This is a genomic window from Pantoea sp. GM01, assembly GCF_000282675.1.
GTDB classification, from domain to species: domain Bacteria; phylum Pseudomonadota; class Gammaproteobacteria; order Enterobacterales; family Enterobacteriaceae; genus Pantoea; species Pantoea nemavictus.
Genome location: NZ_AKIU01000008.1, coordinates 27826 through 44367 on the forward strand (window position 1 = coordinate 27826; position 16542 = coordinate 44367).

Annotated in this window: 10 protein-coding genes and 2 pseudogenes; 10 read left to right on the forward strand and 2 right to left on the reverse strand. The window is 53.6% G+C overall.

Annotated elements, in window-relative coordinates; all coding sequences use genetic code 11:
* Nucleotides 1–211: 211 nt before the first annotated feature.
* Both PMI17_RS03360 and PMI17_RS03365 read left to right on the forward strand, forming a co-directional pair.
* Nucleotides 212–1411 (forward strand): AAA family ATPase, encoded by a 1200-nt coding sequence (locus PMI17_RS03360; protein ID WP_007886111.1) that lies wholly within the window; start codon nt 212–214, stop codon nt 1409–1411.
* 7 nt (nt 1412–1418) lie between these two features.
* Nucleotides 1419–2390, forward strand: coding sequence for a ParB family protein (locus PMI17_RS03365; protein ID WP_007886113.1), 972 nt, complete (start codon nt 1419–1421; stop codon nt 2388–2390).
* Between the two features lie 448 nt (nt 2391–2838).
* Here the strand turns inward: PMI17_RS03365 and PMI17_RS03370 are convergent, their stop codons facing one another.
* On the reverse strand, nt 2839–4770 hold the full coding sequence (locus PMI17_RS03370; RefSeq protein WP_007886115.1) for a sigma-54-dependent Fis family transcriptional regulator: 1932 nt from the start codon (nt 4768–4770) through the stop codon (nt 2839–2841).
* 274 nt (nt 4771–5044) lie between these two features.
* Between PMI17_RS03370 and ssuD the strand changes: the two genes are divergently transcribed.
* The 6 genes and pseudogenes from ssuD to PMI17_RS03400 all read left to right on the forward strand — a co-directional run bounded on the left by ssuD (nt 5045) and on the right by PMI17_RS03400 (nt 11690).
* On the forward strand, nt 5045–6217 hold the full coding sequence (gene ssuD / locus PMI17_RS03375; protein ID WP_007886124.1) for an FMNH2-dependent alkanesulfonate monooxygenase: 1173 nt from the start codon (nt 5045–5047) through the stop codon (nt 6215–6217).
* Between the two features lie 14 nt (nt 6218–6231).
* Nucleotides 6232–7638, forward strand: a complete 1407-nt coding sequence (locus PMI17_RS03380; RefSeq protein ID WP_007886126.1) for an FAD/NAD(P)-binding protein — start codon at nt 6232–6234, stop codon at nt 7636–7638.
* Nucleotides 7639–7712: 74 nt separating this feature from the next.
* Nucleotides 7713–9107, forward strand: a pseudogene (locus PMI17_RS03385) (LLM class flavin-dependent oxidoreductase).
* Nucleotides 9104–10123, forward strand: a pseudogene (locus PMI17_RS03390) (methionine ABC transporter ATP-binding protein). The pseudogenes PMI17_RS03385 and PMI17_RS03390 overlap by 4 nt, the downstream one beginning before the upstream one ends.
* A complete protein-coding gene (locus PMI17_RS03395) occupies nt 10120–10818 on the forward strand; it encodes a methionine ABC transporter permease (protein WP_007886130.1) in 699 nt (232 codons plus the stop codon). The pseudogene PMI17_RS03390 and the gene PMI17_RS03395 overlap by 4 nt, the downstream one beginning before the upstream one ends.
* A complete protein-coding gene (locus tag PMI17_RS03400; RefSeq protein ID WP_007886131.1) occupies nt 10815–11690 on the forward strand; it encodes a MetQ/NlpA family ABC transporter substrate-binding protein in 876 nt (291 codons plus the stop codon). The genes PMI17_RS03395 and PMI17_RS03400 overlap by 4 nt, the downstream gene beginning before the upstream one ends.
* 358 nt (nt 11691–12048) lie before the next feature.
* On the opposite strand, the gene PMI17_RS03405 is transcribed toward PMI17_RS03400, so the two are convergent.
* Nucleotides 12049–12996, reverse strand: a complete 948-nt coding sequence (locus PMI17_RS03405; RefSeq protein WP_007886132.1) for a sulfonate ABC transporter substrate-binding protein — start codon at nt 12994–12996, stop codon at nt 12049–12051.
* Between the two features lie 264 nt (nt 12997–13260).
* Here PMI17_RS03405 and PMI17_RS03410 point away from each other — a divergent pair, with 264 nt between their 5' ends.
* Complete coding sequence (locus tag PMI17_RS03410; protein WP_007886133.1) at nt 13261–15318, forward strand: FUSC family protein; 2058 nt, start codon at nt 13261–13263, stop codon at nt 15316–15318.
* A gap of 15 nt (nt 15319–15333) precedes the next feature.
* Nucleotides 15334–16023 (forward strand): aspartate/glutamate racemase family protein, encoded by a 690-nt coding sequence (locus tag PMI17_RS03415; RefSeq protein ID WP_007886134.1) that lies wholly within the window; start codon nt 15334–15336, stop codon nt 16021–16023.
* The last annotated feature ends 519 nt before the right edge of the window (nt 16024–16542 follow it).

Here is a 16542-nt window from a genome sequence, read left to right on the forward strand (position 1 = left end):
TACCTAACGAAGAAAGAACGAGCGATTCATTTCTGAGCGAAATAACCTGAAAGATTAAAACGTGATCACTGATTACAGTGAACGTTTGCGATAAGCCCATCTTAATCAAGGTGATTTCGCAGAACTTATTGTTCCTGTGCAGAAGAGATATATTTGCCTCATGTGCAGGATTTATGTATAAAGTCATAAATCCTACATGTGTGGAGCAAGTATGGCTAACGATGAGAAGCAGGTTCTGAAAGTCGCACAACGTTCAGAGCGCATGCTAATGAGCCTGACCGAACAGATTCAGGCACAAAAAGAAGAGTTGCGTGAAAACACGTTTTATCAGGTTTACGCGAAAGCGGCGTTAGCCAAACTGCCTAAATTGACGCGTGCGAGCGTTGATTATGCGGTGAATGAAATGGAAGAAAACGGCTATCCATTCGATAAACGCGCGGCGGGAAGCTCTACCAAGTATGCGATGTCGATTCAAAACATCATCGACATCTATCATCATCGCGGCGTACCCAAATATCGCGATCGTCACGCCGAAGCGTTCACAATGTTTGTGGGTAACCTGAAAGGCGGCGTGTCGAAAACGGTATCCACTGTCTCGCTTGCCCATGCTTTGCGTGCGCATCCTCATTTGCTGTTTGAAGATTTGCGTATTCTGGTCATCGATCTTGACCCGCAATCTTCAGCCACCATGTTCCTGAATCATCAGCGTTCAGTGGGATTAGTGGAAGCGACAGCCGCCCAGGCTATGCTGCAAAACGTCAGCCGTGAAGAATTGCTCAATGAGTTTATCGTTTCGTCGATTATTCCCGGCGTCGATGTGCTGCCGGCTTCGATTGATGACGCCTTTATTGCCTCACGCTGGGAAGAGCTTTGTGCTGCCCACTTGCCGGAGCAGAATATTCACGCGGTCCTGTATGAAAATGTGGTGGCCAAGCTGAAGAAAGATTATGACTTCATCTTTATCGACAGCGGCCCACATCTGGATGCCTTCCTGAAGAACGCTATTGCCGCTTCAGACCTGCTGATGACGCCAGTGCCCCCCGCGCAGGTGGATTTCCACTCCACGTTAAAGTATCTGACGCGTTTGCCGGAGCTGATTGGCATCATTGAAGAGTCAGGCGCAGCCTGCCGCTTACAGGGCAATATCGGTTTTATGTCAAAGCTCTCTAATAAAGCCGACCACAAACTGTGCCACAGCCTGGCAAAAGAGATTTTTGGCGGCGATATGCTGGATGCTGCGTTACCGCGTCTGGATGGCTTTGAGCGCTGTGGTGAGTCGTTTGACACGGTAATCTCAGCCAATCCCTCAACCTATGTGGGCAGCACCGAGGCCTTAAAAAATGCGCGTTCAGCGGCGGAAGATTTCGCCAAAGCCGTATTTGATCGTATTGAATTCATTCGCCTGAACTGAGGTTATTATGAGCGCAAAAAGAATCACTATTGGCCGAACCTTCAGCCAGACACCTTTGCAAACTGAGGAGAGCGCGGATAGCCATTCTCAGACCTTCATCCTTTCAACCGGCAAGCGCGCGCTGTTCACGCTTGAACACATCACGGCGAAGGAAATAGAAGAGAAAACCTTCGTCAAGATGGAAACCAATGGTCGTGATCAGTCAGGGCTGACGCCGGAATCATTGCGCGACATTATCCGCACCATCAAACTGCAGCAATTTTTCCCGGCAATTGGCGTGAAGCGCGATGACCGCATTGAAATCCTTGACGGCTCCCGTCGTCGTGCTGCGGCGCTGCACTGCAAAACCGGGCTTGATGTGTTGGTCACCGAAGTCGCTATTACCGCTGATGAAGCGCGCCGATTGGCTCAGGATATTCAAACCGCGCGAGAGCATAATCTGCGCGAAGTGGGCATGCGTCTACTGGCACTGAAAGACGGTGGCTTGTCGCAAAAGGAAATAGCGCAGAGCGAAGGTCTTTCGCAGGCTAAAGTGACGCGTGCTTTGCAGGCCGCCAGCGTACCGCTGGAGCTGGTAACGTTATTCCCCAACCACTCTGAACTGACCTATCCAGATTACAAAACGCTGCTGCAGGCCTACGAAAAACTGCAGGAAACCGGCCAAACGGTTGATGCGTTGATCGATACCATTGGTATGGATGTCGATACCGTATGCGCTCGCGATGGATTGGCAGAAGATGAAGTGAAGAATGGCATTCTGCGTCTGGTGCGCAATGGCAGCCAGACGCTGATTCAATCGCCGACCAAAGACAAAACCATCGCAACCCCGCTGTGGAGTTTTGCAGACAAAGATCGCTTTGCGCGGAAGAAAACGCGTGGACGTATGTTTAGCTATGAGTTTAATCGTCAGTCGAAAGAGCTACAGGAAGAGCTGGACAGGGTAATCAACGAGACGCTCAACAAATATTTAAATCAATAATCGCAATGCCGCCCTCGGGCGGTTTTTTTGCCCTTCTCTTTCCTTCGCCAGTCCGATTTCATCGCTAACTGTATGAAAAATAGGTTGTCGCCAACGAAATTTCAGGCTGAAATCGCCGCTATTCCAAGCCAATCAATGTTGGCTACCCAAACTAATTAACCAGTACTTATTAACTAACTGCAGGCTATTTGACCAGCTGTATGCTTAAGCAGCAGCAGCTAGTTTAAGAAGAGATAATTATCGGCAAGAAGGGTGAAATTTCAGCTATTCGCCCAATTAATTTCAATGTTATGAATATGAATATAAAGGGTTTTTATAAATAATTTCAGGGTGAAATCGCCAGCTTATAACGCTTATTTAGCCTAAAATCTCGTTTCCGAGTTACGTTTAGCCAGATGATATTCAATGCTTTATCCACAGAAAGCGTGGATAACTTTAACCGTGAGAATTACTCAACCAGTGATAACGCTGATGAAAACTGCCAGATTGCATCACGCACGCGAACAGGTTTATTAATCAGCCCCAACGCATAAAATCGGTCAGCAATGATCTGCTGCTCTTTAATCACTTCAAATGCCATGGCGCGGGTTTTATGACTGCGGCGCGTCAGTGCACGTTCAACCGATGCGATTTCCATCCCTAGTTCAAGCGCCAATAAAGCGGAAGCTTCGTGACGATGACTATCAATAAATAATCCCGTCTGTTGCAAAGTTTCAACCAGCTGCCTGAGAATATCATCATGCTGCTCAACGTAATCACGTCGCGCCAGGTAGAACTGATGATTACGCACGCGCCCTTCACCATTCACTAAAATGCGCAGTTCTGGATTGCTTTCGGCCGCGCTAAGCAGCGGATCCCACATCATCCACGCATCAACTGACAGATAATCACTGGCCGTTAAGGGATACTTTGGCGGAGTGTAAACTACTTTGAGTTCCTCAAGACCGATTCCCGCTTCCTCCAGTAATTGCAGCAGTAACCAGTGAACGTTGGAACCCTTATTAACCGAAATGCGTTTGCCGCGTAAATCGCTGACGCTGCGAATATCACTATCCTGTGGCACCACAATGCCTACGCTGCTTGGCGCCGGGGGTTCCCAGGCGATATAGGTTACGGCACTACCGTTGGCCTGTGCGAAGATCGGCGGCACTTCGCCAGTGGTGCCAAAATCAATCTCATTATTTTGCAGCGCGTACAGCAGTTGCGGCCCTGCCGGGAATTCACTCCACACCACATTAATGCCCTGCTGAGCAAAGCCGTGTTCAAGGCTCTGGCGTGCTTTCAACACGCCAAGATTACCGAACTTCTGATAACCAATACGTAGTTCACGCTCTTGCGTGCCCTGCGGAACAGACACAGTTGGTGATAGCGTGACCTTGCGGCGTCCTTTAATCACACCCTGATTTGCCAGATGCGTACGTAACGTATGCCGACTAATACCCAGCAGCGTAGCGGCCTGCGTTTGATTCTGTTCGGTCATCTCCAGCGCATTATTAATCAGGCTGTTGATGACCCGGTCAAACAGCTGCTGTGGTTGATTACTTAGCTGCTGCTTGAGAAAGTTGTCGAGTGTGGAATCTGCGGTGTCGTTGAAGCCGCGTTCACTGTAACCAGCAAGTCGCAGTTGCACTGGCGTCAGCGTTTCTTCGCGGCTAAGCAATACGGCATTGTGTAGCGTATTTTCCAGTTCACGGATATTGCCCGGCCAGCTGTACTCAAGAAGCGCTTCAAGTGCATCAGGCGAGAGTCGACGTGCGGGACGTCCCAGCCTTCGTGCGTAGAGGGCGAGGAAATGTTGTGCCAGCAGCGGAATATCGTCACGCCGCTGGCGCAAAGGCGGCAAAGGAACCACGGCAATATTTAACCGATAAAACAGATCTTCGCGGAAGCGTCGCTCGCGTATCGCCTGAGCCAGATCCACATGCGTGGCAGCAATCACGCGCACATCCACCTTAATCGGTTTGCGCGAACCCACTCGCGTAATCTCACGCTCCTGTAAAACGCGCAGCAATTTAACTTGCAGCGATGGACTCAGCTCTCCAATCTCATCCAGCAACAAGGTGCCGCCTTGCGCTGATTCGAACCAGCCAGGATGTGATTGAGTCGCGCCGGTAAACGCGCCTTTCTCATGGCCAAACAGTTCGGCTTCAGCCAGGCTTTCGGTCAGTGCTCCACAGTTGACGGCCAGAAAAGGGCCATGACGTCGCTGACTATGATGGTGAAGATAGCGCGCGACCACTTCTTTGCCGGTTCCCGTCTCGCCGACAATCAGCACCGTGGCATCAGTTGGGGCGAATTTATCCAGCAGCGACTGGAACGCCAGAGAAGCGGGATCGACAAGGCGAGGAGAATCATTAAGGTTGGCGTAAGGCGTTAACATGGCAGTGAATCCTTGAGCGAGCGTAGCACCACGCTAAATGCTCACGCAGACTAAGAACACCATGAAAAAAGCATAAGCAGTTGCATATGCAGCAATTGCTGTTGTGCCTGAGTTGCAAACGCGACTGTGAGTACATCGGGTCTAAGTGCTAACAGTCTGATATACGGCGATTCGTACGAAAAAGTGACCTGGCACGCTTCCTGCTAAGAGCTATATAACTAAATAAACACTTCAAAATAATCATTTATTAATAAAGTTATATAGGAAAAGCATAATGGCCGATTCCGCGAACGATAAAATCAATGTCTTCTGGTTTTTACCGACACACGGCGATGGACGGTATCTTGGCACCACTGAAGGTGGACGCCCGGTTGATTTACCCTACTTACAGCAAGTGGCGCTGGCCGCCGACAATCTCGGCTTCTACGGCGTGTTAATTCCTACCGGCAAAAGCTGCGAGGATTCGTGGCTGGTTGCGTCGGCCTTAGCGCCTATCACCCGCCGCTTACGCTATCTGGTGGCGGTGCGTCCTGGCTTACAGCCGCCAACGCTCGCCGCGCGCATGGCAACCACGCTCGATCGTCTATCCGAAGGCCGCCTGCTGATAAACGTGGTGACCGGAGGCGATCCGATTGAGAACAAAGGTGACGGCATTTTCCTCAACCACAGTGAACGCTATGAGGTCACCAAAGAGTTCCTTGATGTCTACAGTCGCCTGATGCGCGGTGAGAAAGTGGACTACGAAGGGAAACATATTCATGTGGAAGGGGCGGAAGTGCTGTTCCCGCCGGTACAGGAAAATGGCCCACCGCTCTATTTCGGCGGCTCCTCTGAAGCGGCAATTGATGTGGCGGCTGAGCAAATCGATACCTATCTTACCTGGGGCGAACCGCCAGCCCAGGTTGCTGAGAAGCTGGAAGTGGTGCGTGCACGTGCTGAACAGCGTGGAAGAAAATTGGAATATGGCATCCGCTTACACGTGATTGTGCGTGAGACTGAAGAAGAGGCTCAGGCGGCGGCTGATAAACTGATTGCGCATCTTGATGAGGAGACCATCGCGCAGGCGCAGAAAATCTTTGCGCGTATGGATTCCGCCGGTCAGGCGCGTATGAGTGCCTTGCACAACGGCTCGCGCGATAATCTCTACATCTCCCCCAATCTGTGGGCGGGCGTGGGGCTGGTACGCGGTGGTGCCGGAACTGCACTGGTTGGCAGCCCAGAGCAGGTGGCGGAGCGCATTCGTGAATATCAGGCTTTAGGCGTTACTAATTTCATTCTGTCGGGTTATCCGCATCTGGAAGAGGCCCATCGCGTCGCCGAACTGCTGCTGCCGCTGTTGCCACTGGCTAACGGTCAGCAGCAGCGTGAACGCACTATTAATACCGGCCCGTTTGGTGAAACCATTGGTGGTGACAAACGTCCGTCAAAACAGACAAGCGCCAGCTAATGCAGGAGAAGGCGATGGCAACGGCACAGGTAATCATTGTGGGTGGCGGCTTCAGCGGTACTGCGTTGGCGATTCATCTCGCACGTCATTCGTCATCCGAATTACTGATTACAGTGGTCGAACCGCGCGATCATCTCGGCGGCGGCGTTGCCTATTCCACGCAGGAGCCTGCGCACCGCATCAATGTGCCTGCTTCACGCATGCAGTTGAGTGGTGAAGAGCAGGGCGCCTTTGATCGCTGGTATCGCGCTCAGCCTGAATGTTCACTGGATTCAGTAGCGCATTGCGCTGATGGCGCGGTCTATCCGCAGCGTGGGATGTTTGGTCGCTATCTGGCAGAGCAGTTTGCGGCAGCAGCGCAAGCGCATCCGCACATCACGCTGCGCCACATTCAGGCCAGCGCGATTGCCTGGGAAGGGCAGCAGTTGTTGCTCAGCAACGGTGAAACCCTGCGAGGTGATGTGCTGGCATTAGCAATCAGCCATCCGCCGCCGTCGCTGCCGCGTGTGTTGCAGCCTTTTTCGGCGCACCCGGCGTTGATAGCCAATCCGTGGCAGCATGGCGTGTTAGATGCCATCGTTCCGGCGGCATCGGTAGCGATTATTGGCACCGGCTTAAGTATGGCTGACGTGGTGGCATCGTTGGGAACGCGTCAGCATCGTGGTCCGCTTATCGCCTTCTCGCGCCGTGGACAGCTCTCGCGTGACAACCTGAGCGGTGACTGGCCAGAATGGACGTTAGCTCCGCAGGATGTGCCCAGCGCACGTCACTGGCTCCGTCATATCCGCGCGGAAGTTGCGCGTGCAGCGCAACAACAACTACCGTGGCAGCGCGTGTTGGATCAGGTGCGTGTGCAAGGTCAGGACATCTGGCAATCGCTGCCGTTACGCGAGCAGCAGCGTTTTGTCCGCCATTTGCGCTCGTGGTGGGATGTGCATCGCTATCGTATCGCGCCGCAGGTCTCCGCAGTAATCCGCCAGCGTCAGCAGCAAGGCAGCCTTAACGTGCAGGCTGCGCGCCTGGCCGCTATTGCCGCGCGCGGTAAGCAGCTGGAGATTACACTCCGCACACGCAAGGGCGATCGCCAAACGCACCTTCTCGATCATCTGATCGTCACCACCGGCCCCGGCCATGAAGCCTTAACCGCCAGCCAACCTTTACTGCAGTCGCTCAGCCAGCAGGGTTTGATTCGCCCCGATCGGCTGGGCTTCGGTATTGATGTCGACAGTCAGTCGCAGGCACTCAACCGCGCAGGCGAGATAAACGCGCGTCTGTGGGTCGTGGGTCCGGCGGCCCGTGCGCGCTTCGGTGAACTGATGGGCTTGCCGCAGGTCGCCGATCACGCCGCCGATGTGGCGAAAAACATTTTAGAAGAACTGCAAATCGCTCAGGTCGAGCGATGTCCCCCTTCAGCGCTTTAATCTCTCAACATCCTAAAAATTAACTGACGAACGCCGGGTCGTAACACGATCACGGCCTCGCTATGGAGATTGCTATGCCATCGCAACGTGAAATTCGCTTGAACGCATTTGATATGAACTGTGTCGGACACCAGTCGCCGGGCCTGTGGGCGCATCCGCGTGACCGTTCCTGGCAGTATAAAGATCTGGAATATTGGGTGGATTTGGCGCGCCTGCTCGAGCGCGGCAAATTTGACGGTCTGTTTATTGCAGACGTGCTCGGCGTTTACGACGTGCTGAACGGCAACGGCGATGCGGCCATTCGCCAGGCGACGCAAGTGCCGGTTAATGATCCGCTGGCGCTCATCACCCCGATGGCGTTGGTCACCGAACATCTCGGCTTTGGTCTCACGGCGTCATTGTCGTTTGAACATCCTTATCCATTTGCCCGCCGCTTATCCACGCTCGATCACCTGACCAAAGGGCGCATTGGCTGGAACATCGTGACCTCTTATCTGGAGAGCGGTGCGCGCAATATTGGCCACAAAGCGCAGATCGATCACGATAGCCGCTACGATTATGCCGATGAGTATCTGCAGGTGGTGTACAAGCTGCTCGAAGGCAGCTGGGAGCAGGATGCGGTGTTACGTGACCGCGAACGCCGTATCTTCAGCGACCCGCGTAAAATCCATCCTATCAATCATCAGGGTACCTTCTTCAACGTGCCAGGCATTCATCTGTGCGAACCGTCACCGCAGCGTACGCCCGTGTTGTACCAGGCTGGTGCATCCAGCCGTGGTAAGCAGTTTGCCGCAGAACACGCTGAATGTGTATTTGTCGCTTCCCCGTCGAAAGTGTTGCTGAAGAAAACCGTCGCCGATATTCGCCGTCGTGCGGTGGAAGCTGGCCGCGATCCCTACAGTATTAAAATCTTCAATCTGCAAACCGTGATTGTTGGTGAAACCGACTTAGCGGCGCAGGCCAAGTGGAAGGAGTATACCAGCTGGGTCAGCTACGAAGGCGCGCTGGCGCTGGTATCGGGTTGGACAGGTATCGACTTCAGTCAGTATCAGCCGGATCAGGTACTGAAATACATCCACACCAACGCCATCCAATCAGCGGTTGAAACCTTCTCCACTGCCGATCCCGATCGTCAGTGGACGGTGCAAGCGCTGGCGGATTGGGTGGGCATCGGCGGCTTTGGCCCATTGATTGTTGGCAGCGCAGAAACCGTCGCCGATGAGTTGCAGGGCTGAATAGAGGATACCGACGTCGATGGCTTCAACTTCGCCTACGCCATAACGCACGAAACCTTTGAAGATGTGGTTGAGCTGCTGATCCCGGAACTGCAGAAGCGCGGCGTATACAAAAAAGAGTACGCGCAGGGCACATTGCGCGAGAAGTTATTTGCTGCCGGTCCACAGTTGCAGGCACCGCATCCGGGCGCGGGTTACCGCGTCAAAACTTCCACGCCGCAGGAGGTTTCATGATCGAGATAGATCAGCTCAGCAAGCACTACCGCGCGCCGGACGGCCGTGTGACCGAGGTGCTGAAAGCTATCAGCCTGCAAGTACCGCAGGCCAATATCACTGCGGTGGTGGGGCCGAGCGGCGCGGGGAAATCGACGCTGGCGAAATGCATCAGCCTGCTGGAGCAACCGAGTTCTGGCAGCATTCGCGTTAACGGCAGCGATCTCTCCCGGCTGGATGGCGAAGCGTTGCGCCAGGCGCGTCGTTCAATCGGCACGGTGTTCCAGTCTTCCGCACTGCTTCAACGCAAAACGGCGTGGGAGAACATCGAGCTGCCGCTGCACTATCTCGGCGTGGTGGAACGCGACATCACCGCGCGCGTGAGTGAACTGCTGGAGAGCGTTGGCCTCAGCCACAAAGCTAAAGCCTATCCCGATCAGCTCTCCGGCGGCCAACGTCAACGTATTGGCATTGCGCGTGCGCTGGCGTTGCGTCCCTCGGTGTTGCTGGCCGATGAAGCCACGTCCGGCCTCGATCCTGAAGCCACTGTCACCATCCTCGATCTGCTAAAAAGACTGCGCGATGACTACAAGCTGGCGATTGTCCTGATTACCCATGAAATGGACGCGGTAAGACAAGCAGCCGATGCGGTCGCCGAAATTCGCGATGGCCAGATTGTGTAGTATGGCGTGGTGAAAGAGCTGCTGGCACAGCCGGATTCTGTGCTGGGGCAGCGACTGTTCCCGCTGACGCCGCAAGCGGGCGACGCCGAGCTGATACTACAGCTTAGCTATCGTACCGATGTGGCAGTTGCCAGTGACTGGATCTCACGCCTCAGCCAGCAGTTGGGTTTGCGTATTGATCTGCTCGGCGCGCACGTCGAGCAGGTCAATGGTCTGCAGGCCGGACGCTTGCAGGTGGGCATTCACTTCCAGCATGAGCGTGTTCCTGTAGCGCGTTTGCTGGCGCAATTAGAGCAACTGGGCTTAATCGCCAGCGTATCGGGCAGCGTGTTACCACTGAGGGAAGCGGTATGAGCGTATCAGTCATAAGTCAGGATACGCCGTGGCCAGAAATCCCGGCATTGATGCTGCCCGCACTCGGTGAAACGGCGCTGATGGTCACCATTGTGATGCTGTTCGTGGTGACGTTTGGCGGCGTAGTGGGCGTGGTGCTGTTTAACACCTCGCCGCGCGGTCTGTTTCCACATCGCGGTATTCATCGCGTACTCAGTTGGATCGTCAACATGGGGCGCTCGCTGCCCTTTCTGGTGTTAATGGCCGCCATCATCCCGTTCACCTTCTGGCTGACCGGAACCACCATCGGCATTCCGGCAGCGGTGGTGCCGATGATTGCCGCAGGCATTCCGTTCTTTGGTCGTCTGGTGGATAACGCGCTGCGCGAATTGCCTGGCGAAGTGACTGCGGTCGGCCTGGTATGTGGCGGTTCGCGCTGGCAAATCATCCGTTCGGCACAGCTCAGCGAAGCGCTACCAGCGATTGTCGCGGCGGTGACGCTCAATTTGATCTCCATGATTGAGTACTCCGCCATTGCCGGTACCATCGGCGCGGGCGGTATTGGCTATCTGGCGGTGGTGTACGGCTATCAGCGCTTCGATAACCACATCATGCTCGCCACCATCGTGGTGCTGATCGCCTTAATTCAAACCATCCAGTTTCTCGGCGACCGCCTGGTTACCGCATTACGCCATCCTCAGGGGACCTCATTATGACAACACAAGATTTTGAACTGCGTAAAACGCGGCGCTGGCCGTGGCTGCTACTGATTATAGTGGTCGTTGTACTGGCGGCAGGCGGTTGGTTCTGGCGCAGCCAGCAGCCGCAGGCGGTGGTATTTGGCAGCACGCTGAAAGTGCATTTTGAGCCGGCAATGGCGGGCGAACAGAAGTTGATTGAATACGTTGGCGAGCACATTGCGCCGGATTACGGCCTAAAACTTGAAGCCGTTGGCGTGCAGGATCCGGTGCAGGCCGACCGTGCAGTGGCGGAAGGGCAGTATGCCGCCACGGTGTACCAGCATCAGTGGTGGCTGAAGAAAGTGGTGGATGCCAACGGCTTTGCGCTGACTTCGGCATTACCGCTGTTCCAGTGGGCGTTTGGCATTTATTCCGATCGCTACAAATCAGTGGCCGATTTGCCGCAGGGTGCGACAGTTGTGGTGCCGGATGACGGTGCTAATCAGGGCCAGGCATTATGGCTGCTGGCGCGTCAGGGCTTAATCACGCTCGATCCCAACGTGGAGCCGCGCACCGCCAGGCTGAAGAATATCGTCGGCAATCCACACGGCTTCGTCTTTAAGGAGCTGGATTTGTTGACCATGCCGCGCGCGCTGAACTCGGTAGATGCGGCGATTGGCTACGTGTCGCAGTTCGATGCTGGTAAGGTACCGCGCGAGAAAGGTATTCTCTTCCCGCCTGCGCCGCGCACCTTCGCTTCGCAGCTGGTGATTGGTACGCCGTATCTGGAGCAGGAAAATATCGAGAAACTGAAAAAAGCCTTCTCCGATCCGCGTGTTCAACAATGGCTCAAAACCACCGACGATCCGCTGGTAAAAGGGGTGCTGGTGCCGGTTTCTGCTGACTAATTTTTTCCTTATTGCTACCACCCGGACTCGGCATGCGCGTCCGGGTATTTCTATTGCCTGACTTTAATTATGTTATTGATATATATGTAATTTAATATCAATAAATGTTGTTTTGGCTCTACAAATTAAACGCTTATAACAACCTCACCTGCACTACAAAACAACAACGTGAGGCGTTATGAGTTCTCTTCCTTTAGAAAACACCTTTCCGGTTTCTGAACCGGTGCGTTCGGTCAGTGACGTGTAGCGCGCTGGCGCCAGGCAGTGGCTGCACGTCATATAAGTAGGTGCGCATAAATGCGCACCCTACGAAACCCTCGTCAAATAACTGCACGGCGACCAGCTAGTTTGTGATGACTTACTTCTTATCCAGCGACCAGGTTGCGCTGCGTACATCCACTTTTACCGGCAACAAGCCTACACGCGTAAAGGTATCGGCTAATGCCTGCTGCTCATCAAACACCTGCGGTGTCATGCGTGATGCGCCGTAGGGCAGACGTTTGATGGTGGTTTGCCAGATGGCTTTATCCAGGCCGGTTGATTTCGACAGAATGGCAGCGGCTTCGTCCTGATTCTTATTCGCCCAATCGCTGAGTTTGCTGAGCTCATCCACCACTTGCTTCGCGGTATCAGGATGACCTTCGGCAAACGGACGGCTGGCAAGATAGAAGGTGTAATGTGGGACTAACCCTTCAGCGTTGCGGATTTCACGCGCATCGGCGTTCGCTTCAACTTCTGCAAGGTACGGATCCCAGATTACCCATGCATCAATCGCACCTTTCTGAAACGCCGCGCGGGCATCGGCCGGCGGCAGATACACTGGCGTGACATCCTTATAATTCAGTCCAGCATCTTCTAATGCTTTCACGAGCAGATAGTTCACGTCGGAGCCTTTATTCAGGCCAACACGTTTACCTTTTAAATCGGCAACGGTTTTAATCGATGAATCTTTTGGCACCACAATGGCTTCGGTTTTAGGGTTGGCGGGTGAATGGCCGAGATAGATCAAATCGGCTTTGGCTGCCTGAGCGAAAGCGGGTGGGGCATCGCCGGTAGCGGCCAAATCAATGCTGCCAACGTTTAATCCTTCCAGCATCTGCGGACCTGCCGGGAATTCTACCCAACGAATGTTGATGCCTTCTTTTTTAAAGGTTTCATCCAGCGTGCCGCGATATTTCAGCAAGGCAAAGATATTGGCTTTTTGATAGCCAATAGTGACGGTTTCTGGGTTAGCGGCAAAGGCGTGTGCGGAGAGCAGGCCAACGCTGAGGGCTAATGCGCTCAGGACAGGACGTTTTACTTTCATGATGATTCTCTCGTGGTTTTTTTGCCACCTTAGCAAAGGCCTTATATAACCAATAAATAACTAATTTCGATCGCTTATAACTGATTTTTATGTGATCCAGATCATTCACTGTAATCAGTATTCCACGCAACAAGGCGCAGATATTTCCATAGATGCCCATATAATTAGCACGGTAATAATTTGTATAACAAATCAAAATGCCATTGCGATAAGCTTCTGTCAGGATAAGTAATTCCGCTGCCTGCATAAGGTCTTACCTGTTCTATGAAGTGGTTTTCACGAAGCGCAGTGCTGTTCTCTGCTAAAACCTGTCTTGCTGCCTTTCTGGCTTTTTATATCGCTCTGGAACTCAATCTCGATAAACCGGCCTGGTCACTGACTACAGTGTACGTTGCCTCGCAGCTCTATTCGGGGTCGACAGTATCGAAATCGATTTTCCGCTTCTTCGGCACCGTGCTGGGCGGGCTGTTTACCCTGTTGATCTATCCCGCTACGGTGCAGGATCCGCTGCTGTTTAGCCTGTGTATCTCGCTGTGGGTGGCGGTTTGCCTCTATCTTTCACTGCACGACCGCACGCCGAAAAGCTATGTGTTTATGCTGGCAGGCTATAGCGCGGCGATCATGGGCTTTCCGGATGTGGTGTCGCCCTCGGCCATCACCTACACGGTGATTTCCCGTATTGAGGAGATTACCGTGGCGATCATTTGCAGCAGCCTGGTGCATCGGCTGCTTTGGCCGGTTTCGATGCGCAATCTGTTAGAGCAGAGCGTCAACCTGTGGTATCAGAACGCGCGCAAGCTGTGCAGCGAACTGGTCACGGTGATGCCGGCCGATAAGTCAGTCGAGCGCGAAGATATTCTGGTGCAGATGGCTAATTATCCGCTGAATGTCGAAACGTTAATTACCCATTGCGTCTATGAAGGCGATGCGGCGCGGCGGCTGGTGCGTTTAGTCAGCGTGCAGTATCAGCACCTGTCATATTTTATTCCCACGCTGACGGCGATTGAATCGCGCCTGAATCTACTGGCGCAGCAGCAAATCCGCTTTCCTGACTACATCGCCGAGGTGTTCCAGCAGTTCTTGCTGTGGCTGAACGGCGAAGATCAGCTGCCGGTGCGCGATAAGCTCACAGACGCGCAACAACAGCTGAAGCAGGCCTGGCAACAAAGTAGGCTCAACAGCGAGGAGAGCATTCTGCTGATGGGTTTGCTGGAACGCTTGCTCAATTTCGTGCGCATTGTCGATGCCTATCAAAGCGTCAGCGAGCGCGTGAGTGAGTGGACGCCAGCGGTGAAAGCCGGAAAAATGGCGCGCGCGCATAAGCACGTTGATAAAGGATTGCTGTTGCTGTCGTCGTTTACCGCCTTTATCGCCACGTTTGTGACCTGCGTATTCTGGATTGGTAGCGGCTGGGTTGATGGTGCCACCGCGCCGATGATGGCGGCCGTGCTCTGTTCCTTCTTTGCCGGAATGGACAGTCCGATTGCGCCGATGAAGTTGTTCCTTAAAGGCGTGTTGATCTCGGTGGTCATCAGCCTTCTCTACATCACCTTGTTGATTCCGCAGGCGGTCACCTTCGAAGCGCTGGTGATCTGCCTTGCGCCGGGGTTGCTGGCGCTGGGCTTGGTAATCGCCAATCCGTCGACCAACCTGATTGGTTTGATTGTCGCCACGCAGATTCCAAGCTTAATTGGCATGAGCCACAATTTCAAACCCGATCTACAGCTTATAGTGAACGCTATTCTCTCGACGCTGGTGGGCATTGCTTTCGCGGTGGTGATTACGGCGCTAATCCGCAACAAGCGTCCGTCGTGGACCGCTAAACGCGCGGTGCGCAAAGGTATACGCGATCTGCTGCACTTTATCGCCACGGTACGTCTGAATAGCGTCACGCTGACGGCGCGCCAGCAGTTTGTCTCGCGCACGCTGGATAAGGTCAACATTATCCTGCCGCGTAAACGTGTCGATCCAGTACCGGAGCTGGTCTCTGGTGGCAATCTGATTGCTGAAGCCTGGTTGGGCGCGAATTGCTATGACTATTACACACGTCATCGCGAGCTATTACTTGCGCATCACATTGAGAGTGCGGCGATGTTTCATGAATTAAGCCAGTTTCTTAAACGTCGGCTGAAGTCGTTACAAAGCGTGCCACAACCAGAATTACTGGCGGAATTGAATACGCTGCTACTGCGGCTGGAGGCGGCGGCAATGCAGGAGAATTCGCTGTTTGCGCCGATGTTCCACCTATTCAATATCCGCCTATCGCTGTTTCCCTCAGCGCGCTGGCCGGAAATCCCGTACAGTGCTGAGCAGGATGTTTAAAACGGAGTTAAGCAGATGAAAGTGATCGGATTAATTGGCGGGATGAGCTGGGAATCTACCGCGCTCTATTACCGCATTATCAATGAACAGGTGAAACAGCAGTTGGGCGGTTTGCACTCTGCACGCAGCCTGATGTATAGCGTCGATTTCCATGAGATCGAAAAGTTGCAGGCCGCGGGTGAATGGCAAAAGGCGGGTGAAATTCTGGCAGCTGCCGCCATTAGCCTTGAGAAGGGTGGGGCGGATTTCATTGTGCTCTGTACTAACACCATGCACAAAGTGGCGCAGCAGATTACAGATGCGGTGAGTATTCCGCTGTTGCATATCGCTGATGCCACGGCGCAGCGTATTCGGCAGGCTGGTGTGAAAAAGGTGGGTTTGCTGGCGACAGCGTTCACCATGGAGCAGGAATTCTACAAAGGTCGGCTTCATCGGTCGGGAATTGAGGTGTTGGTGCCTGAAGCAGCAGAACGCAAGGTGGTGCACGACATCATCTATCAGGAGCTGTGTCTTGGCGTGATCCGCAACGAATCGCGGGCGCGTTATCGCGAGATTATCGCTGGGCTGGTGGTGCAAGGTGCCGAAGCCATCATTCTCGGATGCACTGAAATCACCCTGTTGGTAAAGCCCGAAGATGCCAGCGTGCCGCTGTTTGATACCACGTTGATTCATGCTGAAGATGCGGTAAAGCTGGCGCTATCGTAGGGTCGTCATTCATGGCGTAATGCTTGTCAGTTAGAGATGAAAACCCCTATCGAGCGCACACATTGTAGCGGCGCCATTCATTGCGCGATTAATCGCGCCGCTACGCAATGTGCGGTGTGTTGATGCGGCGCTTCACTGATCGGCAGCAGGCGATTCATGGCGACCTGGTTAACTACCGATCAATCTCCTCAAAATGCTGTTTCCAGTGAATATGTGACGGAATAATCATCATCCACCAGCGGCAGATAGCGCCATTTGTCAAAAGCGGTGCACGGATGCGAAATGCCGCAGCCTACCCAATCGCCTCAGACCAAACGCTGTCAGATTTCACCTGGCCAGCCAAATGCAAAACTCCGTTACAACTGATTGAAGTGGCGTTTATTTCCGTCACTTAAGGTTGTGTTAAGGTAATTGATAATAATAACTATTCTTCTTAACACGGAGTTTTGGCATGAAAACGCGCCTGCTTTTGGCAATGGGGTTACTGGCTTCAACGGCGGCTGCCGCCGCCACCTATCC